The organism is Halorubrum sp. SS7 (genome assembly GCF_005435055.1).
Lineage (GTDB): Archaea > Halobacteriota > Halobacteria > Halobacteriales > Haloferacaceae > Halorubrum > Halorubrum salinarum.
This window is the reverse complement of record NZ_SGXV01000017.1, coordinates 1-23,899: the sequence shown is the minus strand read 5'-3', so window position 1 is coordinate 23,899 and position 23,899 is coordinate 1. Positions and strand designations below refer to the sequence as shown.

The following is a 23,899-nucleotide window of genomic DNA, read 5'->3' as shown; positions in this document are numbered from 1 at the left end:
TCGCCATTAGAGGGCAACTGTGTCGGCTCGTATGCGTCGGTTCGCACTCATCCTGGCCACGATCATTCTCGTGAGTGGACTTGCGGTCACCGCGAGTGCGACAACACCTGCTCCCGAGCCACTCAATTCGACAGACACGAACACTACGCCGTCACATCAGAACCCAACCGAAGTGTCTGAGAGCGGCGACAGCCAGCAAGTTGGGACGTACCTGGCTCGGCAGCTTGCAGCCCGACTCAACGCGAGTGCTATTGCCACTAGTAATGAGGAGTACGAGGAGGGGCGTACCCTCATCGGCGACGAGTATGATGTCATATTAGAGCAGTATGCCACTGTCGCCGCCGGTACCGACCTCGAGGAGACAGCAGAACAGTTCAATCTCACGCGCGAGCAGCAGCGTGAGATCATTGCGTCGGCCCAGCAACTCAACCAGACGGCTACCGCTTATCAGCAGGCTGTTGAGAACGGGAACCAGGAAGAAGCACGCGCACTCGCGCGGGATCTGGTTCAAAATGCGAGCGAACTAAACCAGAGTACGACGACCCTTGTCCAGCAGTACGACCAACTCGAAACACAGACCAATCTAAACTTTGACCCCGCACAGGACGCACTCAACACGAGCCAACGGCGGCTCACACAAGCGGCTGCCGCCGTGGCGACCCGTGAATTTACCGAAACGAATCTCACTGTCCGGCCGGCGCGCTCGAACCTGTCAGCGGCAGAGCCAACAACGGTGCGTGGGCGACTGACGGCAGCCAACGGGACGGCAATCGCAAACGCCACGATCCAAGTTGGAATTGGTGAGGATACAATTACCACCGACACCGACGCAAATGGCACGTATACAACGACGTATCAGCCACTCGTCGTGGCATCGGATGCGTCCACGCTCACGGCGACATATACGCCGGAGCCGGCAGCACCGTATCTGTCAAGCACGGCGACTACACCCATCGCAGTTCGTGGACAATCAGCGACTTCGATTACGGTGACAAACGCAACCACGACAGCGCGCTTTGGAGATTCGGTGGATGTCTCCGGATATATCAATATCACTGGTGTGGACGCCCGGTCAACCGCAGGACTGCCGATCACAGTACAGGTTGCTGGTGAGCAACTGACGAGAACGGAGACCACAACCAATGGCGGCTTTGTCGTTCAAGCAGTGCTTCCCGAGCGAATCCCTCCTGGTGAGACGACACTTCGGGTTGCGCTTGCTACCGAGGACCTGATTCTGGGACCGTCGAACACAACCGTTCCACTAACCGTCGTCTCGACACCGACCTCACTCTCAGTTGAGACGGTCGCTGACGAGCAGGAGACGCAGAACGTGTCGGTTGCTGGGAGACTTACAACCGACGCAGGCGAACCGCTGGCGGGTCGGTCCCTACAGCTCCACCTCGGGGATACACCCGTTGAAACTGTTGAGACAGACGCGACTGGACAGTATCAAACCACCATCGATCGGGCTACCATTGCTGCGGAAGGCCAAACACTCACCGTTCAGTTTGCTCCCACCGGAAGTAGTCTCGAAGGCAGTACAGCAGAGCAGACACTGCCAATTGCGTCGACGAGTCCGGTTCGTCGCCCGGCACTTGTTGGCGGAATACTCATCCTACTGGGTGGAGGTAGCCTGCTCGTGAGTCGCTGGCGAGACGGAGCAGTTTGGACACAGCTCCGCAGCCAACTGGGGGGAACAGCGACGACACAGTTGGCATCCCCGACACCAGCAGAGACACAGACCGGAGAGCCCGCAGTCGCCGCGACACGTGATGACAGCAGGGGGCCGGCTGAGACCTCTCTCATCGACCGTGCACAGATGGCGCTTGATGCGGGTGATCCAGATGCGGCTGTCCAGCTTGCGTACGCCGCGTTCAGAGCTCACGCAGCAGAGGTTGTTACAGACGCCCCGCAGACACATTGGGAGTTGTATGAGCAGTACCAGAAAGATCACGCTGAGGCCACAGAAGTGTATCAGCTCACCACCGCGTACGAGCAAGCGACGTTTGCTCCTGACTCAGTCTCTGTTGAGACTGCGCAAACGGTCATTGGGATACTGCCTTCAGCCACGGCAGGATTCGATTCGGCATCAGACGGTGCGTCCGTTAGTGACGACTAGCTGGATTGGTCAATATCCAGCGGGGACTTCCAACAGGTGAGTATCCCACACGCAACCCCCTTCGTTTCTGTTTCTAGTGGACAAAATAATTAGGAGGTCTGGAAACCTCGCACGCACCGTATTGAGTACGTCAATACCGTCCATCACCGGCAGTTCATAGTTAGAGACCACGCCAATCTGTGGGTGGTGAGGTGTGGTCTAACGCATCTGAAACCGTCGTCGCTATTGTCACTATAATTTGGTCATCCTGTTGTTCAAGATACATCACCCCCAGAGCCACAATCATAGGGTCGTCATCAACGTGTACTACAGACACATCGCTCGGTATTCCGTGGCACACTACTCGCATAATGATCGGATGGGTGACTAGAACAACAGAAATCTCGTAAAATTACTGGTCGTGGTATCCACGCCGTGCCCAAGACCGGTGGTGATGGTCACGCCGCCTGGTCACTCGCTTCGATCAGCCGCGAGAGCACCTCCTGCCTATCTGGGGGCTCTGACCCCTGGGTGATTCGGCCGGTCACGAGATCTATCAGGTCGTACTGTCGCAGGATTGTGCGAGTCTGGGTGTCATCAACGCCGAGTCCTCGCCGAACCTCATACACGGTTCGTGAGTCGGTGAGTACTGAGACGAGCTCGGCCACGGACACCTCACCGGGCAGTTCAAGTGATTCAACCGCAGAAAGTGTCGGTTGTGTTCCACCGTCGGTCGCTGTCGACGTGGTTGTGGAAGTGGCACGGGCGGCCTCATCCGGTGGATCAGCAGTCGTGTCGGCAGCCTCGTTGCCGCTGGTTTGTGCCTCTGTCGTCACTGTCTTGTCGTCATCTGTGTGGGCAGACGCTGTGGCGCCACTCTCCTCCGATTCAACTAACTCAGTGGCCGTATCAGGCCTTTCGGGTGTAGAAGTCTCGGGGGCACTAGTGTCGTCCTCCCGGGTATCGCCACCTGATGGCTGTGAGTGTGCCTCGTTGGCTGGAGCGGTCTCTGCTGATGTCGGCTGCGACTCACCAGTTTCGGGGTCTGGAGTCTTCGCGTCATGCTCAGATTGGATCTCGGCACTCGTCACTTCTTCGCCGTCCACGTGCGTCTCGGTAAGCGTATCGCTGGTCCGTGAGGTTGGCTCATGGATACCATGTTCAATCATATATTTCCGGACCGTTTGCGGTGTCACGTCCACTCCGAGCGCATCGGTCATTTCGGGGAACGTCGCCTCCGGATCGTACACCGCTGTGAGCTTGTCGGGATCGCGATACGCTGGACAATCAGCATCTACAGACGCATCGCTGTCAGCGGCGGCTTCGCTGTGTGCTGAGTCGGCAGCGCCTTCAGCCTCCGACTGTGTTGAATCGTGCTCGGCGGGCGCGGGCTCATCATCTGTCGACCCCGCGGAGGCATCTGTATTGTCAGGGCGTGATGAGTCGGAGGCAGCCGATGAGGTCTCACCACATGCTGTCGACTGCTCGGCGCCAGCGGGGGAGTCAGCGCCGTCCCCGTCAGGTGTCTCAGTTGTCGCAGCCGCTGGTGGGGTTGTCTCGTCGCGTGTCGTCTCCAGCGTCTCTGTGCCGACATCAAGCTCGATCTGAAGTGTACTATCAGTGAGCGTTGCGGCGGCGAGATCGAACTCACACGCAGTGTCTACATCTTCTTCGATAATCGGCACCGAGACCTGCGCTGTGCCATGGCCGCCGTCGTCGTCGACAGTGACACGCAAATCAGTGATCTCGTTTCCGGCAGCCTCGATCGCAGCAGCGACATCCGCGACTGTCTCCAGTCTGTCGCTGGGTGTCTGTCCCATAGTGGCATGGAAGTATTAGCTCATATAAATCTCTTTTGTGGCGACATTTTTTAGCTTGCTACGTTCAGCGGAACACGCAAATCGGTTTCCATACCACATATTAGTGAATTCAGAACCACCGGATCATAATTACATAAATTCGATATATACAAAATCGTCTCGGAAAGCTACGTGCTCAGTGACTAGAAACGCATCGACGAGAGATTGCTGAACGTTTGCGCATAAAACGAATTCAAACAGCAGGTGGTTCTCAGCGTATTAATTCTGAGAGGGAGCCAGATACTGGCGCACGCGAAGCCCCACAAACACAACGATAGCAACAACGATGAGGGTAATCTGGGGATGTGTGCCCATTTCTTGGTAAATTTCGAAGAGTCGAATCCACGGCGCAATATCGTCAGCCGGAGACTCCGGGACGGGAAACAGCGGATACAGCAAAACCCGTGCGGCCCACAGATCACCGGAGAGTAAGAACCGGTAGGTGTCGCCAAGGAGGTGACTTGCGTAGCCGATGGCGAACGCCGCGGGGGTAACGATTCGAAGTCGTTCAGGGCGCGTCTCGGCACTCCAACGCCCACGAAGCCAGGTGGCGAGCCACCAAACGGTGAACGTACACAAAGCGAACGTGAATAGCGAGTGAGCGAGTGAGCGACCATACGTGAGCACCCCAATGTACGCGAGTGGTTTGTCAATGAGATCTGGAAATTGGCTGCCGAACGCAAGCGGGAGCAGCGCAAGCCGAGCGGGGAGCCGATGGGTGCTGGTGGCCGCGTACAGTGCGTACCAGAGATACGCGAAAGCAAGATGGCCTAGTGGGAGCACAGGCGAAAGATGTGAGGTGACATGAATAAGCCTCGCTGATCGAGAGAGCTAACCGACCCTCAGAGGTGGCTACTGGTACGGTTCACACACCCGTGACACACCCTCTTCGAACGTAATTGTTGGCTCCCAGCCAGTGGCCGCATGAAGTTTTGAGTAGTCTGCCATTGTATCGTGGACGTACTCATCCAGGGGATTCTCAATGTACTTAGGGTCGACGTTGGTCCCAAGCTCTTCATTAATCAGCTCGACCATCTCGTTGAACGAGTAGCTTTCTTCAGTGCCCACGTTGTAAATCCCTTGGAGTTCGTGGTCGGCAGCAAGTTCGCACGCGCGGACAACGTCGTCGACATGTGTGAAATCGCGTGTCTGGGTGCCATCACCGAACAGTTCCGGGCGCTCTCCGTTCGCAATCTTATCGGTGAACTGTGCGACCGTGTTCGCGAACTCACCTTTGTGCTTTTCAGCGCCACCAAAGCCCTGATAGACGGAGAAAAAGCGCATCCCAGCGAGGGTCATCTCATGGAAGTTGTGGAAATACTCTGCGTAGCGTTCGCGAGCGAGTTTGGAGGCTTCATACCCAGTTCGGGCTTCGACGGCCATGGTTTCGGGTGAGGGTTCGGTGCGATCCCCATAGATTGAGGAGGTCGTTGCGTACACAACAGTATCACAGCCGTCCTGACGTGCTTGCTCGACCGTGTTCACAAATCCCTCAACGTTGACGCGAGCGCCCTGTGCGGGATCCTCCTCATGCATTTTGTAGGATGAGAGGGCAGCAAGATGGAACACAACGTCAACGTCAGTCGGGAGATCGTCGTCGATGACCGAGGCGTTGACGAACTCGACATCATCGCTGAGGTTGTCGGGCGTCCCGAGGTAGCAGTCGTCGACAGCGATCACGTCGTTGTGTTCTGCCAGGTGGTTCGCGAGATTCGAGCCGATGAACCCGGCACCACCCGTGACGAGGACACGTTGGCCATCCATACATGGTTTAGCTCAACGGTTCGGTGAAAGAGTTGCGATATTGAAAGAACAGCCCCCAATCGTCGTGCCATCGCTGTTCAGGCATACTGAAAAGACAAAAGCCGCACTAAGTCAGACTCTCAGCTCTACAGTAGGCTATGACGCGAGGAGGCACCGGAGAGACTGCGGGTCGCAGAAGAGAGTACGCGTGATCCCACTACTGGCGTTTGTCCTGCTGTCTTCGACACCGATCGCACTGCGCTGCCGCTGAGAGTCCCCGTGGAATCCGCCGCCCACAGGAACAACGCGGGCCGTCTAGATTCTCTGACATAAACTATTGATAGAGGTAACTCGGTATAGTTCTTTCCTAGCAATCACTTGGTTTACTCAGATTGTATTGACTGGTACACGTTAATCTATTGGCACGCATTCACACAATTTGACATCCTCCCCGCGCTAAAGCGCGAGGATTCCTCCGGTGGGGATTCGGCTATCGACCCACGGAGGCAACTTGCGGGTTTGTGCGCGCTTCTTTGGGACTTTCGTGAGGGTGTGGTTGCCCCGACCAGTCGTGGTCGTCCCACTCGAATCGCACGGGCCGTGCCATCGGCCTGACTTCCGTATCGCTGTTTTCTCGAAGGAACGTCTCTGACGCTGTGAGGTCGGCGTGTCCCTCGAAGCCACACGAACACGTCAACGTATCTCCGTGGCGAACCGTCTCCTCGTGGTCGCCACACTCAGGACACGTCTGACTCGTCCACGCTTCCGACTCGGCTTCAACACTAATGCCGTACTCCTCACAGACGCACGCGAGGCGGTGGATGAACTTCTTGAACGCCCAGAAGTTGTGCGTCTTCTCATTCACCCTGACCGACCAGTGCGTGTCCAGCACGTCAGTCAAATCGCCCACGTACACCATCGCCACGCCCTCGTCGTACAGCCGTTCAACCAGGTCGCGCACCAATGCGTCCTGTGCGTGGTCACGGCGTTTCGTCCGCTGTCGGTACAGCCGTCGAATCCGCTTCGAGGAGGAGCGATCCTCATGGAGCTTCGACTGTAAGCGGGCGATTTCGTCTGTTGTCTCGCGGAACCGCCCGAACAACTCACGACCGTCGTAGAGGTACTGGTTCCCAGTGGTCGTGGAACAGGCGACGAGATTGTTCGCACCAACGTCAAGGGCGGCTTCGTGAGAAGCCAGTGGTGACTCCAGTCGAGAATCAGGGACGGTGACTGGTTGAAAAGCCCTGAACGTGTCGCTCACCTCGTCGTATTCGAGTTCCAGACGACCCTGTTCGCCGTCCCACTTCGGGTTGCCTCGGACTTCGAGGCGGAGCCGTTCGTGGTAGCCGAGTCCGTACTCATCTTTCAGTTCTTGCCCAACAGGGATTTGGAGACGGCTACGCTTCCCCCACTGAATCGTGTACTGGTCGTTTCGGATGTAGGTGCGGAGTTCGCGTCCGTCCTCTTCATTGCCCCAGTACGACGGTGGGTTGGCGTTTTCGCCTTTCTCCTTGAGGGCGAAAAACGACCGCCACGCTTCGCTGTTCTTGCGCGTGACCTGTTGAACGGTCGCGCTTCCGACGACACCGTTGTACTGTCCACGGTACTCGGACGTGTCCCACACGTCGCCGTCACCGAAGTAGTTCTGACGACGTTCATAGGTCAATTCGTTCCACAGAGAGGCGGACGCATCGAGGAGCCGTCGAAGGCACTCTTCGTCGTTCTCGGTTTGTGGAACCACTTCGAAGGTGTTGACGCGCTTCATTTGTCGCCACCCTCCTGTTCAGCGATGTACTGTTCGACAGCGCCCTTTGAGGCGCTTCCCGCTGTTCCGACGTAGTACGAACGAGTCCACTTCACGCGGTCGTCGTATCTCTGGTTGTACTTGCGGGCAGAGATCCCCTTAATCCAGTTGACGATGAGTGACGGGGCGTTCTTGGGTGGACTCCCGATGAACAGGTGTACGTGGTCGGGCATGACCTCGGACTCGGCCAGTTCGAGGCCCTTGTCCTCACAGATTTCCGTGAAGATGGTTTCGAGACGTTCCTTCGTCTTCCCCGTCAGGTGCGAACGCTGGTATTTCGGCACGAACACTATGTGATAGTAGAGTTCGTATTTCGCGTGACGGGTACTCTTCGCCATCTGTACATACTATCACAGTCCGACGGGTTAAAGACTGCGTTAGAACCCCGTCTGTGCCATCGTCGGCGGTTGAATACTGTTGGTCAGCTTCATCCCCGCCCTGAAGGGCGAGGCTTTCGCCTCGTATTTTCCGTAACTGTACTCGGAGTGACGCCCGGTGTGTCGGACTTCTCTTGGCGGACATCAAGGAACACGCTACTGTCTGCTTGACCTGCTCTCGAGGGGGGCATAATGTCAAAATACCCAAAAATATATTATACTGAACTAACTAGTTCAGGTTATGACTGCTGAGAAGATTATCCTTCTCGTGGAGGATAACGATGATCTCGCATCTCTCTACCAACACTATCTTATGAATGCTTATCAAGTACGCTTGGCTCAGACAGGGAAAGAGGCGATCCGAAAGGCGACCCCAGCTGTCGATCTGATTATTCTTGATTATAAACTGCCAGATATGCTTGGCACGGATGTGTATGACCAGCTCCGTGCGAATGGGTCAACGACGCCAGTGGTACTGATCTCTGGCAGCGATCCCGAGTCACTCCCGGATCGTGTTGATCCGGTTACGTGGCTTACGAAACCATTCTACAAAGAGAAACTCCATAACACGGTTCAAAAGGAGCTTAGCCCGACTGAAGAGTCGGTATGAGCGCTAGACAGTCAATATGTCGTTCCTAGCTCCGACCGATCACTGCTGGACAAGCCAATACGCTAAGCCGAGCGCCTCGCGCAACACGACGCCAGCAGCAAATACATAAACTGCCTCTAGGGGAAGCGGGAGGAAGTCAATGGTCGCAACAGCTACCGACATGATGATACCCATCCCAACCCACGCGAACGCGAACTACCGGTCAGCGCTTGTTGACTGTGTCCCCAGGCGAGCCATACCATCTGTTCTCGCGAGTTTAACAAAAAATTTTGCTCGTAAGGGGGGCCCGAAGCCGAGTGGGGTCGGTGGTCGGCCCTGAACCGATGGCGAGTTTATAGCCTAGCAGACGCCACTAGGTGGCTCTCGCATAGTAGGGGCCAACCTGTAGAGCGAAAGATAGTGACTGAGGTTGTGGCTACTGTCTTATCATTGGCTTAGTTTCGCAATCGTATCCAGAACTATATGTGAAACTATATTATAAATTGGGTGTAACATAGATCACATGGGATCCGACAGCAGGCGCACGTTTGATTGTCCAGAGCCCTGTCGTGATGTCCTCAACATTGTCTTAGCAGAGGAAACAACACTTGTGGATGCTGTATCGAGCGGCGAACTTAATCGCAGAGATATTGAGACGTTTCTTCACTATGCGGCTGATCATGATGTCGAACCCGGAATCGTTCCTCTCGTCAAAATCGTCGATACGCTGCTTGAGGAACGCAATGTTCAAACGGGCGGAGATGCGGGTGCGGCGTCGACGAGCTAAGCACGATTTTATCCGTGGTTATCGCGATCGACTAGTTCTCAAACCGGAGGCCAGCACACACGACAGCCACCACCAGTAGCACCCCGCCGACACCGCTCATGACGACTGAGTGGGCCGTCAGTCCGTATCGAAGCGGGCTCGCAGCATGTGTGCCCCCTACAAGCACAAGGGTCAACACGTTGGTCGTCGCCGACTATCTCCAGATCGTCGCAATCGAAGTGACAGCGATAGCTAGTCGCGAGGTAGTGTTTCGACTCGACGCCGTCGACAGCCGCGGTCTCGTAGAGATGTTCGTAGGTGCCGAGACAGCCGTCTATCGCGACAGATTCTCCGAGTTCGTCGGTGGCCACGCGGTGGACAGCCTTAGTGCGCAGTTCGTTTTTGCGGACCGTACCGCCGGGCACGAACCACTCGCCTTTTGCGGGTTCGTTCTTTCGCCTACCGAGGAGAACGCCACCGTCGTGTTCGATCACGAGATCGACCGAGACGAGCGGGACGTTCGCGACGATCGTCTGCCACTCTTCGCCGGGGATCCATCGGTCGTGCGCATCGTCGGTGTCGGTCTGTGGGTCAGTCACCACGTGAGTCCCTCGTACACGATCCCGTCGCGGCGGTCGATCGCCCGCCGGCCGTCAACGACCACGGGCGTCCGCATCGCATCGAATTCCTCGTTGAGGGCCGTGATCTCTTCCCAGTCGGTCACGACAAGGGCAACATCCGCCCCGGACAATGCCGCGTCGGGGGTGTCGACGTACTCGACATCGGGGAACCGCTCGCGCATGTGCTCTATCGCGACCGGGTCGTAGGCGACGATTTCGGCGCCGCGCGCCTGGAGCCCCTCGATGACGGGGATCGCTCGGCTGTTACGGATGTCGTCTGTCCCTGGTTTGAACGCGAGGCCGAGCACCGCCACCTGCTTGCCGGCGACATCGACGTGGTCGTCCATGAGCGAGAGCAGCCGGGTGGGTTGGCGATCGTTCACCGTGGTCGCGGCGTCGAGCATCGACGGCTCGTAGTCTTGTTGTTGTGCGGCCGCGCGAATCGCTGCCGTGTCCTTCGGGAAACAGCTTCCGCCCCAGCCGACGCCAGAGCGGAGGAATTGCTCGCCAATTCGGTCGTCAAGCGCGATCGCATCTGCGACCTCGTAGGCGTCAATGCCGAACTCCTTACAGATGTTTCCGATATCGTTGATTAGGCTGATTTTGGCGGCGAGAAAGCCGTTGTTCGCGTACTTGATCATTTCGGCCGTCCGGGTGTCCGTCTCGACGACCGGTGCGTCGCTCCGCTCGATGAGGGGGTCGAAGACTTCATGTATGTCCGCGAGAGCGCTCTCGTCGTCGGCGCCGAGCACAACCTTGTCGGGAGCGAGGAAGTCGGGGACTGCCGTCCCTTCACGCAGGAACTCGGGATTCATCCCGACGCCGAAGTCGTCGCCTGCTGTCTTGTCGCTGGCCACTTCGAGAATCGGCGTGATCGCGTCTTCGGTCGAGCCCGGGACGACAGTGCTTTTGACGACCACGGTGTGCCACGTGTCCTTGGCGGCGAGGGTCATCCCGAGTTGTTCGGCAGCCGCCTCCATGATCGAGAGGTCGATGCTCCCGTCTTCGTTCTGGGGCGTCGGGAGACAGAGGAAGGTTATGTCAGTGTCGAGGACCGCCTCGTAGTCGGTGGTTGCTTCGAGTCGGCCCGTGCCATTGGCGCCGGCGTGGTCGGCGACGAGGTCCGCAAGCCCGTCTTCGTGGATCGGCGCCTCGCCGTCGTTGATCGCGTCGACGATTTCTTGATCGACATCGACGTTGACGACTTGGTGACCGAGGTCGGCGAAGCACGCCGCGACGGTCGTGCCGACGTAGCCGCTGCCGATGATGCTGACGTTCATACGGGCGGATGACACCGAGGTAGCAAGAGGATTGGGTTGCGGAGATGAAAAGATACATATCGGCATCGAAACTGTCCACGTAGTATGAAAGCCGTCGTACTCGCGGCTGGCGAAGGTACGCGACTCCGCCCCCTCACCGAGGACAAGCCGAAGGGGATGGTGGAGGTCGCGGACGAGCCCCTGCTCACGCACTGTTTCGATCAGTTGATCGAGCTGGGCGCCGACGAGCTGGTCGTTGTCGTCGGCTACCTGAAGGAGGTGATCATCGACCACTACGGCGACGAGTATGAAGGCGTGCCGATCACCTACGCCCACCAGCGCGAGCAGAACGGGCTGGCGCACGCGCTGTTGACCGTCGAGGAGTACATCGACGACGACTTCATGCTCATCCTCGGGGACAACGTCTTCGAGGCGAACCTCCAGGACGTGGTGCGGCGCCAGCGCGAGGAACGCGCGGACGCCGCGTTCCTCGTCGAGGAGGTGCCGTGGGAGGAGGCATCGCGGTACGGCGTCTGTGACACGAATCAGTACGGCGAGATCACCGACGTGGTCGAGAAGCCCGACGACCCGCCGTCGAACTTGGTGATGACCGGGTTCTACACGTTCACGCCGGCGATCTTCCACGCGTGTCATCTGGTACAGCCGTCGAACCGGGGGGAGTACGAGATCAGCGAGGCGATCGACCTGTTGATCCAGAGCGGGCGGACCATCGACGCGATCGGGATCGAGGGCTGGCGTGTCGATGTCGGGTATCCGGAGGATCGGGACAAGGCGGAGGAGCTGTTGCAGGGAGACGAAGTCGAGGCGTAAAGGTCGTCAAGCAGCGCTCCGGCGCGTTTGACGACCTCGAGCTAGGCCCGATAGGAGGTGGTGGGTCTCACACCCACAATTTCGCAGGACACGAAGACGTTCCGCCTTCTCGGACCCGACTGATGGGAAGGGTTTGGTCTTCGTCTTCACCGAGGATAGTTTCTCTTAAATATCATATAGATGGAGTGTCAGTATGGATGCGTCGTTGCCTGCCGTGATCGCAGGCACATCATCAACGACGGTACTCACTGTGGCTGGTGCTCTTCTCTTCGGCTTTACGATCTCCTGTGTCGTCCGGGCTCTCGACTAATGAACTACCCCACCCTACTCGCTCACCGCTGACGCGGTTCGCTCTTTGAGGGTGGGGTTTCCTGTTTCCACGACGCGCTTTACAGATACAGGTGTATCCGTAGGGAGCACAGTCTTCACAGGCGTTGATTTGGAGTATCCCACTTCTACGTCTTCGAAGCCGCGCGAAAGGATGTTTCACGCCGCGTTCGCATCTCTGTCCGCCTCAAACCCGCAGGCGGGACAGGAGTATTCACGGATCCACAACGGCTTCTCCGTCGAAACGCCGCACGACGCGCACTCCTTGGTCGTCCCTCTGGGATTGACCGTAACGTTGAGAGCCCACAAGAACTCGCGGGATCGTACGGAAGACGAAGTTTTCTGTGATGACGAGACGCTCCGCGTCTCGAACCACTTGCCCCGAGACAGTTCACGGGGGATTTCGGCCAGTATTGAGCGGGTCGTACGAATCCATGTGATAGGCGACCCGCCAGAGTTTGAGGACGGCACGAGTGACCAATACTTCGGGAGCATGTTTGATACAGGATTCTTCGACCTCATCTGGCTTTGAGCTCGCAGTTGGCGGCGGATGATAATGTTCGAGCCCCGTGACGTTGAGATAGTCGTCTGTATGTGGATGTTTTTCCCATCGAAAATTCACCGCTTCTGTGTCCGTATAGTGGAACTTGTAGTCAGCCTGTGTGGTCCACTGGACGTCTATCCGCGCCGCGTCGGCCGTACACAGTCCATCGTCAAGCGCAACTTCGAGGACAGATGGATGAAGATAGTCATCGAGTTCAGCTGTCGCAAGCGGCTCCATTTCCTCGATAACATCGCGAATCGTTAGCAGTGCCGGACGGTCTGTCGCTCCACGGAGCGTATGGTGTTCGTCGTGATCTGAAGCGTTCACCATCGCTTAGGCCGGGACGTTCTCATCAGTCGAGCGACGGTCATCGTCGACAAACTGCTCGGCGGTGCCGATCGAGAGGGCCGCATTTGCGAACGCGAGGTTTCGACGGAGCGTCTTCCACTCACGAATCCGCTCGGGATCGATCTCCTCTTGTGGAACTCCAGACTCGGCGAGAGCCTGATTCGTTTGGTTGACGGCTAACGCTTCAGGGGACTCGACACCGAATTCAGTCTGACACTCTGTGAGCTGCTCGCGCATTTCCTGAATCCGTGCGACGAGTTCGTCAGTCGAAACGTGCTCTAGGATGTCGGACGCCTGTTCCATGACCAGTGATTCGGGCGAGCGACGATACCGCGTACTGCCGTGCTCGCCGGGTGTCGTCTCGACGAACCCCTCGTCTGCGAGTGTGCTCAGATGCTTTCGAGCGGTCTTCGGAGCGGTCCGCGCATTATCAGCGACCGTATCAGCCGACAGTGGGCTGTATGTGTGGCTAATGACATGCCGGATGCGCTCGTATGGCGTCGTGTTAGACTCCCAGTCTGTCCCGACTGCCTCGTTGATATCTGTAAACGTAGCTGGTGGGTGTCGGTCGCTCATGTAGGCACACACGAACTAGGGGAAAATAGTACTTTGGTATCATAGTATATTCTTTCATTGCTCTCGAAAGCAGTGGTCCGTCCACGCAGACCAGTACGCGGCGGTCGGTCTGTGCTAACAGCGGAACCGGTGGGGTGGGTGTGTTACCTCCCAGCGCGAAGACCGGGTCGATGCCGCGTTCCTCGTCGAAGAGGTCGACTGAGAAGACGCGTCGCGGTACGGGGTGTGCGACACCAACCAGTACGGCGAGGTGACGGGCGTGGTCGAATAGCCCGACGACCCGCCGAGTAATCTGGTGATGACCGGGTTTTACACGTTCAGTCCCGGCATTTTTTATGCGTGACACCTCGTACAGCCGTCGAACCGGGGGGAGTACGAGATCAGCGAGGCGATCGACCTGTTGATCCAGAGCGGGCGGACCATCGACGCGATCCCGTTGGACGGGTGGCGCGTCGATGTCGGGTATCCGGAGGATCGCGAGAAGGCCGAGGCGCGGTTGGAAGGGGAGAGTTTGAAGAGGGGAGACGGCGGAATCGAGGGACTGAGTACTCACGAATCCGCGAGGTGACCGATCGGAGGAGCGCTTTTTCGTGTCGGTGGTCCGGATCGGATGATGAGTAACCGGTCGAATTCCACGTACTCACTCTGGCTTGTCTCCGGAGCAGAGACAACGGCTCACCGTCAGCTCCAAGCGACGATCACGGAACTTGCTGAGCGGGTCGAGGACGCACCGGTCTTCGGTCCACACGTGACGGTGGTCGGCGGTATCGATGACGAGCGTACAGCGCTGGAGGAGACGACGCGGACGCTTGCGGCTCGGACCGCACCGCTCGCGTTCGATGGCGTTCGCTGGTCGACGACGCGGCACCAGTGTGGGTTCCTCTCCCTGGTACCGACCCTTGAGTTGATGGAGGTACACCGGTCGGCACGAGAGGCAATCAGTGGGTCGACCGCAGCGTATTACCCACATCTCAGTCTCGTCTACAGTGAGATGGATCTCACGGAGCGACGCGACTTTGCGCAGTCGATCGACACGGCAACGCTTCCGGGCAGCATCACGTGTCAGGCGCTGGCGCTCGTGGACACCACAGAGTCAGAATCCGAGTGGGAGACAGTCGTCGCCGTTCCGCTCTCGGAGTCGTGACACGCCGGTGGCTTCACGGTCGTCGCGGTCGCGAGACCGGGTATGGACGCGCTCATCCCCGCGGCCGGCCGCGGGACGCGGCTCGGCGAGCGAACGGAGACGCAACCGAAGGGACTCGTCGAGGTTGCGGGGCAACCCTTATTGGCACATGTCTTCGAGACGGCCGTCGAGGCGGGCGCCGAGAAGCTCGTCGTCGTGATCGGGTACGAAGGGGCGCAGATCGTCGATCAGTTCGGCGACGCGTTCGCGGGCGTGCCGATCACGTACGTTCACCACGCGAGCAGCTCGGGTTGGGCCACGCCGTCCGCCAAGCGGAGCCGCACATCGACGGGTCGTTCCTCCTCTTGAACGGTGAGAACGTGTTCGCCGGGAGCGTCGTACCGGCGGTTTCCGCGGCCACCAAAGCGGGCGTCGACGGCGTGCTTGCCGTCGAGGAGGTGTCGACAGCGGAGGCGGCGACGACAGGTGTGCTTGCGCTTGACGGAGATCGCGTGACCGGACTTGTCGAGAAGTCCGACGACCCGCCATCGACGCTCGTGATGACTGGGTGTTACCTGCTCCCCGCGGACGTGTTCCACGCGTGTGCGCTGGTCCAACCGTCTGCGGAGGGCGAGTACCAGCTGAACGAAGCGGTCGGGCTGTTGGTTCGGGCAGGGTACGAGATCGAGACCATCCATCTCGGTGAGCGCGTGAACGTGAATACGCCCGCCGATGTCGAGCAGGCGGCACGGCTCGTGCGGGAGTAGTCGGGTTAGCGATCGTCGAGGTATCGTTTAACGTACGGATGGAGATTCTCGAACGGCGGCCGGAAGACTTGGAAGGCGCTGTGTTGGTCGTCGCCGCCGATCTCGGGATCGTCGCGGTCGAAGTGACAGCGATACCCAGTCGCGAGATAGTGTTTCGAATCGACGCTATCGGCCGCTGCCGTTTCGTAGAAATGTTCGTAGGTCCCGAGACAGTCGTCGATGACGACAGGTTCTCCGAGTTCCTCGTTGGCCACGCGGTGGACAGCATCAGTGCGAGGTTCGTTTTTGAACACCGTTCCACCGGGCACGAACCACTCGCCTTTTGCGGGCTCGTTCTCGCGTTTCCCCAAGAGGACGCCGCCGTCGTGGTCGATCACGAGATCGACGGAGACGAGCGGAACGTTTGCGACGATCAACTTCCATTCCTCGTCCGGGATCGGGTCCGTATCGGCCATCAGTCAAGGTAGTAGTCGACAGCGCGTTCGAGCCCCTCCTCGAAAGAGTACTGCGGCTCCCACCCCAGCGCTTCGATCTTCTCGGTGTCGAGCGCGTATCGCTGATCGTGACCTGCGCGGTCTTCAACGAACTCGATGAGGTCGTCGGACGCGCCGACGGCATCGAGAATCGCCTCGGTAACCTCGAGGTTCGTCTTTTCCGCGTGGCTGCCGATGTTGTATACTTCGCCAATCTCTCCTTCTCGTAGCACGAGATCGAGCGCCCGACAATTGTCCTCGACGTAGATCCACTCACGGACGTTGGACCCGTCACCGTACACGGGGAGCGCCTCCCCGGCAGCCGCGTTCTGGATGAATTTCGGAATGAGCTTCTCAGGGTGTTGTCGCGGGCCAAAGTTGTTACTGGTTCGCGTGATGACCACGGGGAGGTCGTGGGTCGTCTGGAAGCTGTTCGCGAGCAGATCTGCGCCCGCCTTCGTCGCAGCGTAGGGATTGCGCGGGTTGAGCGGGTCGTCTTCCGAGAAGGTCCCGTCGAGCACCTGCCCGTACACTTCGTCAGTCGAAATCTGGAGGAAGCGATCGATGTCCGCCTCACTAGCCGCATCGAGCAGGGTTTGTGTCCCTTGGACGTTCGTGCTCACAAACGGCTTTGCACCCTCAATGGAGCGGTCTACGTGTGACTCCGCGGCGAAATTGACGATTGCGTCCACGTCAGCAACGAGGTCTCTCACGAGTTCCTGATCGCGGATATCCCCTTCGACGAACTCGTGGCGCGGGTCGTCGAGGACGCCCTCCAAGTTGTCTTTTGAGCCCGCATACGTCAGCGCGTCCAGTGTGACAATTTCGTCGTTTTCGTGGGTGTCGAGTACGTGGTGAACGAAGTTGGACCCAATAAAGCCGGCCCCGCCTGTGACGAGAATTCGCATACTACTACCCTCAACAGCACCTATTTATATTTCTGTTGAAAAATCGAACTATGCGTCTTCTCGTCGTCGGAGCGAACGGGCTCCTCGGGAGCAACGTCGTTCACTCCGGGCGTCAGCGCGACTGGACCGTTATGGGCACGTATCACTCGACACGGCCCAAGTTCGAGATCCCGCTGACACAGTTCGATCTTGTAGAATATGAGGCGTTCGACGAGGTCCTCGAAACACACGATCCGGGCCTCGTCATCAACTGTGCCGCGATGACGGACGTGGACGGCTGTGAGAAGAACCCGGAGCAGGCAAACGTACTTAACAGCGACGCACCGGGCGCGTTAGCGGATCAGTGTGCGGCCAACGATGTCGAGTTCGTCCACGTCTCGACCGATTATGTCTTCGACGGCACCGCACGCGACCCCTATGGTGAGGAGGCGTCGCCGAACCCCGTCCAAGTGTACGGCGAGTCGAAGCTGGCGGGCGAGCGAGCAGTCCAAGAGGCTGACGGAGACCACCTGCTCACGCGGCTCTCCTTTGTCTGGGGCGTTCATCGGAGCTCGGGTGCGCTCACCGGGTTCCCGGAGTGGGTTCGAGACCAGTTGGAATCGGGTGACACGGTCCCACTCTTTACTGATCAGTGGGTGACGCCGACGCGAGCGGGCCAGGCGGCTACGACGCTGCTCGACCTAGTTGATGCGGGTGCAACCGGACTGTACCACGTTGCGTGTCGATCCTGTGTCACACCCTACGCATTCGGCGAGGTACTTGCCGACCAGCACGGCGCAGATACAGCGCTGCTCAAAGAGGGATCGACCGACGACATCGATCGGGATGCGGAACGCCCGACGTACTCCTGTCTCGACGTGGCCACCGTCGAGTCGCAGCTCGGTCGGCCACAGCCACCCCTCGAAGAAGATGTGAGCAAAATCTGGGACGCGGTGCGTTAGATCTCGTAGCGCTCGCGGTTGTCGAGAAAGTGATCACGTGCCTCTTCTGGGAGCTCGTCAAATCGGAGAACACCCTGACAGCCGAGTCCCGGACACTTCATCACGCGGTTGGACTCAAGCTCGTTCGCGGCGACAACGGTGCCACAGTCCGGACAGGAGTGAGTGATGATGCGCATGGTTACAGTTTGAGCTGGGAGTTCTCGCCGACGACGAGGCGACGGCCCTCGGGAAGGTGATTTTCGGCGCTTTCGACGTTCGCGCTCCGGCCGAGAAGACTGTCGACGATCCGGCCTGACGCCGTGATCGTCGAGTCGCCAATGACGACGCTGTTCTCGATATGGACGTTCTCCAGCGTGGAGTTCGCGCCGATCGAGGTGTACGGCCCGACGTAGGTGTCGCTCTTGATGACCGTGTCCGCCGCGATGGAGACCGGCCCTCGGACGACTGCGCCGTCCTCGATAACCGACGATTCGTGGAGTTCGATGCGGCCGTCGACCTCAGCCCCATCTTCGACTGTCCCTGCAGTGTCGAGAGATTCATCCTCGAGAACGAGCCGGTTCGCGTGGAGGATGTCCTCCGGCTTCCCGGTGTCTTTCCACCAGCCCGTGACGACGTGCGAGTCGATCGCGTGGCCGTCTTCGAGCAGGTCCTGAATGGCGTCCGTGATCTCGAGTTCGCCGCGCCACGACGGTTCGAGGTCGTCGATGGCGTCGAAGACCGCGGGCGAGAAGACGTACATCCCAATGAGCGCGAGGTTCGTCGGCGGGTCGTCGGGCTTCTCGATGAGCTCCGTGACGTTGCCCGCGTCGTCGACGTCCGCGATGCCGAACGCTTGGGGGTTCTCCACCTCTTGGAGTGCGATGCCCGCTCCGTAGTCGCCGGCTTCGAAGCTCTCGACGAGATCGGTGACGCCGGACTTGAGGATGTTGTCCCCGAGGTACATCACGAAGTCGTCGTCGCCGACGAAGTCACGGGCACAGCCCGCGGCGTGGGCGAGTCCAAGAGGGTTCCCCTGGACGATGTAGGTGATGTCGACGCCGTACTTCGAGCCGTCGCCGAGGAGCTCCTGAATTTCGACGCGGCCCTTGTTCCCGAGGATGACGCCGATCTCGGTGATGCCGGCCTCCTTGAGATCGTCGATCGCGTATTCGAGGACCGGCTTGTTCGCGACCGGGACGAGTTGTTTGGGACCAGTGTGGGTGATGGGGCGGAGGCGTGAGCCCGTGCCGCCTGAGAGAAGGACGCCTTTCATCTTTCACTCGTGAGGTGGTTCCTCCCAGTCTAAAGGTATTTCGTCAGTGTCATATGGGAGTCGCACCTCATCCGGTTCTTCGTAGTCGTAGAGTTTCGTCGGATAGTTGATGAGGAGCGACGGTTCGTCGCCGATCGCTTTGAAGCCGTGCCAGCAGTCGCCGGGGATGCGGATCAGCTGTTGGTTGTGCTCGCCGATAACGAACGTATCCAGTTCGCCTTGGGTGGGGGAGTCGTCGCGATCGTCGTAGATGCCAACCTTGATTCGGCCCTGCGGGCAGACGAAGTGATCGATCTGGCCTTCGAGGTGGCGATGCCACGCGCGGATGATCCCCGGATAGGTCATCGAGTAGTAGGACATCGCCGGATCGATATCGTACACATTCCAGTCTTCGCGGAAGACTTCGACGAGGTGGCCGCGTTCGTCGGTGTTTACTTGGAGGTCTCTGACTTCGATGTCGTGGATCATTCCACTGAGGATTATCTGTACAGGGCTTTGACCTTTCGATGTCGATCTAAGCATTCATATGTACTGACGAATAGGTTCAGATTAAATGGATACGCTCGTTGTTGGACTCGATGGTGGCGAATGGGATGTGATTGATCCTATGATCGAGGCCGGTGAGCTACCAAATCTCGGTCAACTCAAAAACGACGGCGTTTCTGGTCCGCTTGAATCGATTACCCCACCCGTTTCTCCTCCGGCGTGGAATTCCATTCAGACTGGAACGAATCCTGGCAAGCATGGTATCTTTGACTTCAGCACTTTCGAAGAAGACTACAATCGACGGTCGATCAACTCTTCCGATCGTCGATCATCTCCGTTCTGGTCGATTATGAACGATTATGGAACGACCACAGGATTGTTCAAAATACCATTTACTTACCCGCCGGAAGAGGTTGACGGATATCTCGTCAGTGGGTTCCCAACACCGAATAGTATTGAGGATTTTGTTCAACCGGAACCACTCAGGGACACAATAGGCACAGCTGAAAACCTCTTTGAGGACAAGTCCCTCTACAAGGCTGGAAATGAAAGGGAATTCAAAGAGAATCTAATCAAGGTAGCGGAATATCAGACAGAACTGTTCCTCACCTTGATCGATGACCACGAAACGGAATTTGCGATGTCTGTCTACGACGGAAGTGATCGTATCCAACACTACTTTTGGAAATATTTAGATGAATCTCACCCACGGTACGATCCCGACTCTCCGCATACTGACGCCATTAAACGGTATTACGAGACCGTTGACGACGGTATCGGACAGATTCTAGAACAAACAGATGACGAGTGTGACGTGCTCATCATTTCTGATCATGGGTTCGGTCCTCTCTCGTATGATATCTATATTGACGAATGGCTAGAAGACACGGGATACCTCACCCGAGAAACTCAGGGTTCACCTAATCAAGTTGCTATTGATCTCGCAGCCGAGATACTCAAGTTCGGGTGGGATGTAGTAGGCAGCGCTGGGCTACAGAAATTAGTAAAGTCGGTGCTCCCTGCCTCATGGTTTGAGTTTGGAGGGTCTCTTCAAGATAATTCCCATCGAACAATTGTCTGGGATGAAACGGAGGTCTTCTTTTCGACGCTTTCAGGACAAGCACTCTTCATTAATCTTGAGGACCGATTCACTCAGGGGACAGTAACTCACGAAGAGTATGATACGGTGGTGGAACAGGTTCGTGACTCACTTCGCTCCATTCGACATCCAGAAACCGACGACCAACTGGTGGAAGCGGTGGTTCGGAGTGAGGAAGTATACTCTGGTTGGATAGTGGATGACGCACCTGACCTAATCGTTCGCACAAACCCTGAGTACACCTTGAAAAATGGCCACTCCGATGAATTGATTCGTCCCTCGAAACAGTACGGTCAGGACAGATCTGGGGACCACCGTAGAGACGGCATATTCATCGCCTCAGGACCGAATTTCAACTGCGGCACGATAGAGAATGCAAGCGTTGTGGATATTGCACCGACTCTGCTTCATCTTCATAATTGTCCGATTCCGGAGACGGTCGATGGAATAGTACTACAAGACGCAATGACGGAAGAACACAAAGGAGTTTCCTCGATTAAGTATACAAATAATTACGGCGAAACGGATGGGGAGAGACGAGAATGGAGTGAAAGTGAGGAAGAGGCCTTAGAAGAACGGTTGAGTAATATGGGTTATCTCAATTGAACAAATGAGCGAGAAGAATGATAATGGGATATTTACAATCGCTAAACAAGGTAGCATCACCTTTCTTGGGAACATATTGGGAAAAGCACTCGGTTTTTCGTTTGTCGCTACAGCGACCCGACTCGTCACTCCTACACAATACGGGGTCTACACACTAGCGTTGTCGATCGTTCTCTTTGTTCAGGGCTTCGTCAGTCTCAACATTCACCGATCAGTCGATTACTTCATTCCACAATTCCTCAATAATAATGAGTACGGAAGGGCTAAATCAACGCTCCGAAACGTTTTGATAATTGGAACCTTCTCTTCATTAGTTGGATTAACGATCGTTTTTCTGAGTAGATCCTTCATCGCAGATCTGTTTGGCGAGCCTCAGCTGGTCATCGTACTCGCACTGTTTGTGCTACTGATCCCGATTCAGACGGTCAATAAGGTACTGATTGCATCTTTCAACAGTATCAAGCGAATGGAGTATCGGATGCTGGTGAAAGATCTGCTGAACCCCCTTTGCCGGATCGTCGCAATAGTCGTGCTTATAACCACCGGGATGGGTCTTATGGGTTTGGTCGGGGGGTATCTCGTCGGGGTTGCGTTTGCAGTATTTACTGGACTGATAATTTTTATATATAGGGTAGAGTGGATCAGAGAGTCTGAAGTGGAGTCAGTCTCTAACCGTGCGCTATTGTCCTATTCACTTCCGCTAGTCCTTGCAGGTGTGATTTATTCTCTTGTTGGACAGATCGACTATTTCATAATAGGATATTTTCTCGGCTCGGCAGAGGTTGGCCAGTATCAAGTCGGGTTCTTGCTCGCTTCAAACCTGCTTATTGCACTTCGGGCAATTACTCCGATCTTCAAACCGATTGTGGCCGAGAATATGAGCAATAACACGCTCCTTCAGAACCGGTTCACACTAACGACGCGGTGGGTGACTATCCTGACGATCCCTCCGACTCTGACACTCGTGTTAGCCCCAGAGACTTATCTTTCTCTCCTATTCACTGAGCAGTACACTGCAGCAGCGACCGCGGTTGTCGCACTCTCTATTGGATACCTTCTTAATGCAGCATTCGGACCAGAGGGAATGATGCTTGAGGGGCTTGGTCACACTCGTCTTACCCTGCTAAATACGGTCGTTCTCGTTGGTGTAAATGGAACTTTGGACGCGTTGTTGGTTCCTACATTAGGAATTCTTGGGGCGGGAATTGCGACTGGTACTGCTCTTACAGTTGCCGGAATGGCGGGGGTCATCGAGATTTATTATCTCCGTGGGATCCACTCCTTTAGCAGAGGTTTAGTACGCGTTTGGACAGCTGCGCTACTTCCGCTACTAGTAGGGATTGTGATTGTGACCAATACTGGTGGTCTGGTACTCGTGATTTCACTCCCGATCCTCGTTGTCTTTTCTTTCGTCGTGGGGCTTCGCCTGATTGGTGGATTCACCTCCGAGGATGTACAGGTCGCTACCCAGTTCGACGAACGCCTCGGATATCCAGTGTTTGAAAAACTACTAATGCCTAATATCGACACCTAAAATAATAATAAAGCAAAATAAGATCATAGTGTCTGAGAGTACTGGAAGAGTTGTAACGATTAAACGAGTAATTCAAGGAAGTTATAAAATTCGATTACGTCTATACGTAGCGGACAGCACCTGAGGGCCGGTTTATCGATAAGTGACCCCTGTTTGGCAAAGCAGGCATTGTTCAGATTAGTTTGCTCTGTTGAATCCACAGTGAGCGGCGGGATAGTCACTGTGAAGCCGGAAGCGAAGCGGAAAAACCGAATGTGTCCAAACCCTCTTCCGCTTCGTTAAGCAAGCCGCGTCGCTGGCTCAAAAGCGCTGTGCCGCCAGTCCGACGGCGGTAAGTGATATGACTGGCCACGGATTTCTCGGCTGGAAGCATATGACGCTCCACTTTTTACGGATTCACATGGTGTGGCATACCGCGAGATCGTCGATTGGGCGAGTGAGATGGATCGCGTTCGTGATCTGTTACAGCGCTCAAACAGCATTCCCGTACCCTCAACGCTGTGCCGGTCGTTTGAGAGGATCCCATGTCGATATGGCGTGTCTTTCTTCGTGAGTCCGCGACCAGCTGCGATCCGGGCTCGCACGGTGTAATCGATGCCACATTCTTCGACCACGAAACGGTATCGAGACACAACCAATACTGCTCTGATCGCCACATACGCTCAAAACGACGACGCTCGCCGATACAGACTTATGTTCCGTCCTCGACATTCACTGCTCGGCACATTGGCCTCGCGACACTCAAACTAGCCGTCGAGTCCCCCTTCGTAACACCAAGAAAATCGAGATTCTCGCTGGCGAGAAAGGCTATGACGACCAATCGCACCGGGACGCCCTCCGGTTAGAGGGCGTCCGACCCTTGCTGCGTCACCGGCTGTTTGCTGCGTACGATCACGCCCACAACGCCCGGTTGGACAGAGAATTAGACGGCCAGCGCTGGATGGCCGAGACTGCCTTTTCGGCCATCAA

The 23,899-nt window shown here is 56.9% G+C and carries 22 protein-coding genes and 3 pseudogenes; 10 read left to right on the top strand and 15 right to left on the bottom strand.

Annotated features, from left to right (window positions below):
* Positions 1–31 precede the first annotated feature (31 nt).
* Positions 32–2,119, top strand: a complete 2,088-nt coding sequence (locus EXE44_RS13705) for a hypothetical protein (protein WP_137717614.1) — start codon at positions 32–34, stop codon at positions 2,117–2,119.
* Positions 2,120–2,556: 437 nt separating this feature from the next.
* On the opposite strand, the gene EXE44_RS13700 is transcribed toward EXE44_RS13705, so the two are convergent.
* The 5 genes from EXE44_RS13700 to tnpA form a co-directional block, all read right to left on the bottom strand.
* On the bottom strand, positions 2,557–3,918 hold the full coding sequence (locus EXE44_RS13700) for a hypothetical protein (protein ID WP_137717613.1): 1,362 nt from the start codon (positions 3,916–3,918) through the stop codon (positions 2,557–2,559).
* A gap of 258 nt (positions 3,919–4,176) precedes the next feature.
* Positions 4,177–4,740, bottom strand: a complete 564-nt coding sequence (locus EXE44_RS13695) for a metal-dependent hydrolase (RefSeq protein ID WP_137706917.1) — start codon at positions 4,738–4,740, stop codon at positions 4,177–4,179.
* 69 nt (positions 4,741–4,809) lie between these two features.
* Positions 4,810–5,721: an NAD-dependent epimerase/dehydratase family protein gene (locus EXE44_RS13690; protein ID WP_137717612.1), complete on the bottom strand. Its 912-nt coding sequence runs from the start codon at positions 5,719–5,721 to the stop codon at positions 4,810–4,812.
* Between the two features lie 469 nt (positions 5,722–6,190).
* Entirely contained in the window at positions 6,191–7,465 is a 1,275-nt protein-coding gene (locus tag EXE44_RS13685; RefSeq protein WP_137717611.1) for an RNA-guided endonuclease TnpB family protein, read from the bottom strand.
* The gene (tnpA, locus tag EXE44_RS13680) at positions 7,462–7,842 is read right to left on the bottom strand and encodes an IS200/IS605 family transposase (RefSeq protein ID WP_137717610.1); all 381 of its coding nucleotides are present in this window, start codon (positions 7,840–7,842) and stop codon (positions 7,462–7,464) included. The genes EXE44_RS13685 and tnpA overlap by 4 nt, the downstream gene beginning before the upstream one ends.
* A gap of 280 nt (positions 7,843–8,122) precedes the next feature.
* Between tnpA and EXE44_RS13675 the strand changes: the two genes are divergently transcribed.
* Together EXE44_RS13675 and EXE44_RS13665 are read left to right on the top strand one after the other, a co-directional pair.
* Positions 8,123–8,491 carry a response regulator transcription factor gene (locus EXE44_RS13675; RefSeq protein WP_137706931.1) on the top strand — a complete coding sequence of 123 codons (369 nt, stop codon included), beginning with the start codon at positions 8,123–8,125 and terminating at the stop codon, positions 8,489–8,491.
* A 502-nt stretch (positions 8,492–8,993) separates the two neighbouring features.
* Positions 8,994–9,257, top strand: a complete 264-nt coding sequence (locus EXE44_RS13665) for a hypothetical protein (protein WP_137695131.1) — start codon at positions 8,994–8,996, stop codon at positions 9,255–9,257.
* 38 nt (positions 9,258–9,295) lie between these two features.
* Here the strand turns inward: EXE44_RS13665 and EXE44_RS13660 are convergent, their stop codons facing one another.
* Together EXE44_RS13660 and aglM are read right to left on the bottom strand one after the other, a co-directional pair.
* Positions 9,296–9,835, bottom strand: coding sequence for an NUDIX domain-containing protein (locus tag EXE44_RS13660; RefSeq protein WP_394348232.1), 540 nt, complete (start codon positions 9,833–9,835; stop codon positions 9,296–9,298).
* Entirely contained in the window at positions 9,832–11,136 is a 1,305-nt protein-coding gene (gene aglM, locus EXE44_RS13655; protein ID WP_137717609.1) for a UDP-glucose 6-dehydrogenase AglM, read from the bottom strand. The genes EXE44_RS13660 and aglM overlap by 4 nt, the downstream gene beginning before the upstream one ends.
* An 84-nt stretch (positions 11,137–11,220) precedes the next feature.
* Here aglM and aglF point away from each other — a divergent pair, with 84 nt between their 5' ends.
* Positions 11,221–11,946 (top strand): UTP--glucose-1-phosphate uridylyltransferase AglF, encoded by a 726-nt coding sequence (aglF, locus tag EXE44_RS13650; protein ID WP_137717608.1) that lies wholly within the window; start codon positions 11,221–11,223, stop codon positions 11,944–11,946.
* A 324-nt stretch (positions 11,947–12,270) separates the two neighbouring features.
* On the opposite strand, the pseudogene EXE44_RS13645 reads toward aglF, so the two are convergent.
* The 3 genes and pseudogenes from EXE44_RS13645 to EXE44_RS13635 all read right to left on the bottom strand — a co-directional run.
* Positions 12,271–12,567, bottom strand: a pseudogene (locus EXE44_RS13645) (zinc ribbon domain-containing protein); the annotation flags it as partial.
* 97 nt (positions 12,568–12,664) lie between these two features.
* Positions 12,665–13,144 (bottom strand): hypothetical protein, encoded by a 480-nt coding sequence (locus tag EXE44_RS13640; RefSeq protein ID WP_394348231.1) that lies wholly within the window; start codon positions 13,142–13,144, stop codon positions 12,665–12,667.
* Between the two features lie 6 nt (positions 13,145–13,150).
* A complete protein-coding gene (locus EXE44_RS13635) occupies positions 13,151–13,741 on the bottom strand; it encodes an Rrf2 family transcriptional regulator (RefSeq protein ID WP_137717607.1) in 591 nt (196 codons plus the stop codon).
* A 142-nt stretch (positions 13,742–13,883) separates the two neighbouring features.
* Between EXE44_RS13635 and EXE44_RS13630 the strand changes: the two are divergent.
* The 3 genes and pseudogenes from EXE44_RS13630 to EXE44_RS22060 all read left to right on the top strand — a co-directional run.
* Positions 13,884–14,309: pseudogene (locus EXE44_RS13630) on the top strand (sugar phosphate nucleotidyltransferase); the annotation flags it as partial.
* A gap of 45 nt (positions 14,310–14,354) precedes the next feature.
* On the top strand, positions 14,355–14,885 hold the full coding sequence (locus EXE44_RS13625) for a 2'-5' RNA ligase family protein (RefSeq protein WP_158293462.1): 531 nt from the start codon (positions 14,355–14,357) through the stop codon (positions 14,883–14,885).
* Between the two features lie 42 nt (positions 14,886–14,927).
* Positions 14,928–15,631: pseudogene (locus tag EXE44_RS22060) on the top strand (sugar phosphate nucleotidyltransferase).
* Positions 15,632–15,636: 5 nt separating this feature from the next.
* Here EXE44_RS22060 and EXE44_RS13610 read toward each other — a convergent pair.
* Together EXE44_RS13610 and rfbB are read right to left on the bottom strand one after the other, a co-directional pair.
* Positions 15,637–16,086 carry a GDP-mannose mannosyl hydrolase gene (locus EXE44_RS13610; RefSeq protein WP_137706921.1) on the bottom strand — a complete coding sequence of 150 codons (450 nt, stop codon included), beginning with the start codon at positions 16,084–16,086 and terminating at the stop codon, positions 15,637–15,639.
* The gene (rfbB, locus tag EXE44_RS13605; RefSeq protein WP_137717603.1) at positions 16,086–17,012 is read right to left on the bottom strand and encodes a dTDP-glucose 4,6-dehydratase; all 927 of its coding nucleotides are present in this window, start codon (positions 17,010–17,012) and stop codon (positions 16,086–16,088) included. The genes EXE44_RS13610 and rfbB overlap by 1 nt, the downstream gene beginning before the upstream one ends.
* Before the next feature lie 50 nt (positions 17,013–17,062).
* On the opposite strand from rfbB, the gene rfbD reads away from it, so the two are divergent.
* Entirely contained in the window at positions 17,063–17,953 is an 891-nt protein-coding gene (rfbD, locus tag EXE44_RS13600) for a dTDP-4-dehydrorhamnose reductase (protein ID WP_137717602.1), read from the top strand.
* Here rfbD and EXE44_RS13595 read toward each other — a convergent pair.
* From EXE44_RS13595 to EXE44_RS13585, 3 genes are read right to left on the bottom strand one after another with little or no spacing between them, the layout of a single operon-like run.
* Positions 17,950–18,129 (bottom strand): hypothetical protein, encoded by a 180-nt coding sequence (locus EXE44_RS13595; protein ID WP_137707084.1) that lies wholly within the window; start codon positions 18,127–18,129, stop codon positions 17,950–17,952. The genes rfbD and EXE44_RS13595 overlap by 4 nt on opposite strands.
* A gap of 2 nt (positions 18,130–18,131) precedes the next feature.
* Positions 18,132–19,205 (bottom strand): glucose-1-phosphate thymidylyltransferase, encoded by a 1,074-nt coding sequence (locus EXE44_RS13590; RefSeq protein ID WP_137717601.1) that lies wholly within the window; start codon positions 19,203–19,205, stop codon positions 18,132–18,134.
* A 3-nt stretch (positions 19,206–19,208) separates the two neighbouring features.
* A complete protein-coding gene (locus tag EXE44_RS13585; RefSeq protein WP_137695072.1) occupies positions 19,209–19,673 on the bottom strand; it encodes a dTDP-4-dehydrorhamnose 3,5-epimerase family protein in 465 nt (154 codons plus the stop codon).
* A gap of 85 nt (positions 19,674–19,758) precedes the next feature.
* Between EXE44_RS13585 and EXE44_RS13580 the strand changes: the two genes are divergently transcribed.
* A complete protein-coding gene (locus EXE44_RS13580) occupies positions 19,759–21,396 on the top strand; it encodes an alkaline phosphatase family protein (RefSeq protein ID WP_137717600.1) in 1,638 nt (545 codons plus the stop codon).
* A gap of 4 nt (positions 21,397–21,400) precedes the next feature.
* Positions 21,401–22,930, top strand: coding sequence for an oligosaccharide flippase family protein (locus EXE44_RS13575; protein ID WP_137717599.1), 1,530 nt, complete (start codon positions 21,401–21,403; stop codon positions 22,928–22,930).
* Positions 22,931–23,899 lie beyond the last annotated feature (969 nt).

What these genes read in the sequence shown, in the direction of transcription:
- EXE44_RS13610 (WP_137706921.1), bottom strand. Translation starts at nt 16,086, where the DNA reads ATGGCCGATACGGACCCGATCCCGGACGAGGAATGGAAGTTGATCGTC.
- EXE44_RS13580 (WP_137717600.1), top strand. Translation starts at nt 19,759, where the DNA reads ATGGATACGCTCGTTGTTGGACTCGATGGTGGCGAATGGGATGTGATT.
- EXE44_RS13685 (WP_137717611.1), bottom strand. Translation starts at nt 7,465, where the DNA reads ATGAAGCGCGTCAACACCTTCGAAGTGGTTCCACAAACCGAGAACGAC.
- EXE44_RS13675 (WP_137706931.1), top strand. Translation starts at nt 8,123, where the DNA reads ATGACTGCTGAGAAGATTATCCTTCTCGTGGAGGATAACGATGATCTC.
- EXE44_RS13575 (WP_137717599.1), top strand. Translation starts at nt 21,401, where the DNA reads ATGAGCGAGAAGAATGATAATGGGATATTTACAATCGCTAAACAAGGT.
- rfbB (WP_137717603.1), bottom strand. Translation starts at nt 17,012, where the DNA reads ATGCGAATTCTCGTCACAGGCGGGGCCGGCTTTATTGGGTCCAACTTC.
- EXE44_RS13700 (WP_137717613.1), bottom strand. Translation starts at nt 3,918, where the DNA reads ATGGGACAGACACCCAGCGACAGACTGGAGACAGTCGCGGATGTCGCT.
- EXE44_RS13705 (WP_137717614.1), top strand. Translation starts at nt 32, where the DNA reads ATGCGTCGGTTCGCACTCATCCTGGCCACGATCATTCTCGTGAGTGGA.
- EXE44_RS13625 (WP_158293462.1), top strand. Translation starts at nt 14,355, where the DNA reads ATGAGTAACCGGTCGAATTCCACGTACTCACTCTGGCTTGTCTCCGGA.
- EXE44_RS13595 (WP_137707084.1), bottom strand. Translation starts at nt 18,129, where the DNA reads ATGCGCATCATCACTCACTCCTGTCCGGACTGTGGCACCGTTGTCGCC.
- EXE44_RS13665 (WP_137695131.1), top strand. Translation starts at nt 8,994, where the DNA reads ATGGGATCCGACAGCAGGCGCACGTTTGATTGTCCAGAGCCCTGTCGT.
- tnpA (WP_137717610.1), bottom strand. Translation starts at nt 7,842, where the DNA reads ATGGCGAAGAGTACCCGTCACGCGAAATACGAACTCTACTATCACATA.
- aglM (WP_137717609.1), bottom strand. Translation starts at nt 11,136, where the DNA reads ATGAACGTCAGCATCATCGGCAGCGGCTACGTCGGCACGACCGTCGCG.
- rfbD (WP_137717602.1), top strand. Translation starts at nt 17,063, where the DNA reads ATGCGTCTTCTCGTCGTCGGAGCGAACGGGCTCCTCGGGAGCAACGTC.
- aglF (WP_137717608.1), top strand. Translation starts at nt 11,221, where the DNA reads ATGAAAGCCGTCGTACTCGCGGCTGGCGAAGGTACGCGACTCCGCCCC.
- EXE44_RS13585 (WP_137695072.1), bottom strand. Translation starts at nt 19,673, where the DNA reads ATGATCCACGACATCGAAGTCAGAGACCTCCAAGTAAACACCGACGAA.
- EXE44_RS13690 (WP_137717612.1), bottom strand. Translation starts at nt 5,721, where the DNA reads ATGGATGGCCAACGTGTCCTCGTCACGGGTGGTGCCGGGTTCATCGGC.
- EXE44_RS13635 (WP_137717607.1), bottom strand. Translation starts at nt 13,741, where the DNA reads ATGAGCGACCGACACCCACCAGCTACGTTTACAGATATCAACGAGGCA.
- EXE44_RS13590 (WP_137717601.1), bottom strand. Translation starts at nt 19,205, where the DNA reads ATGAAAGGCGTCCTTCTCTCAGGCGGCACGGGCTCACGCCTCCGCCCC.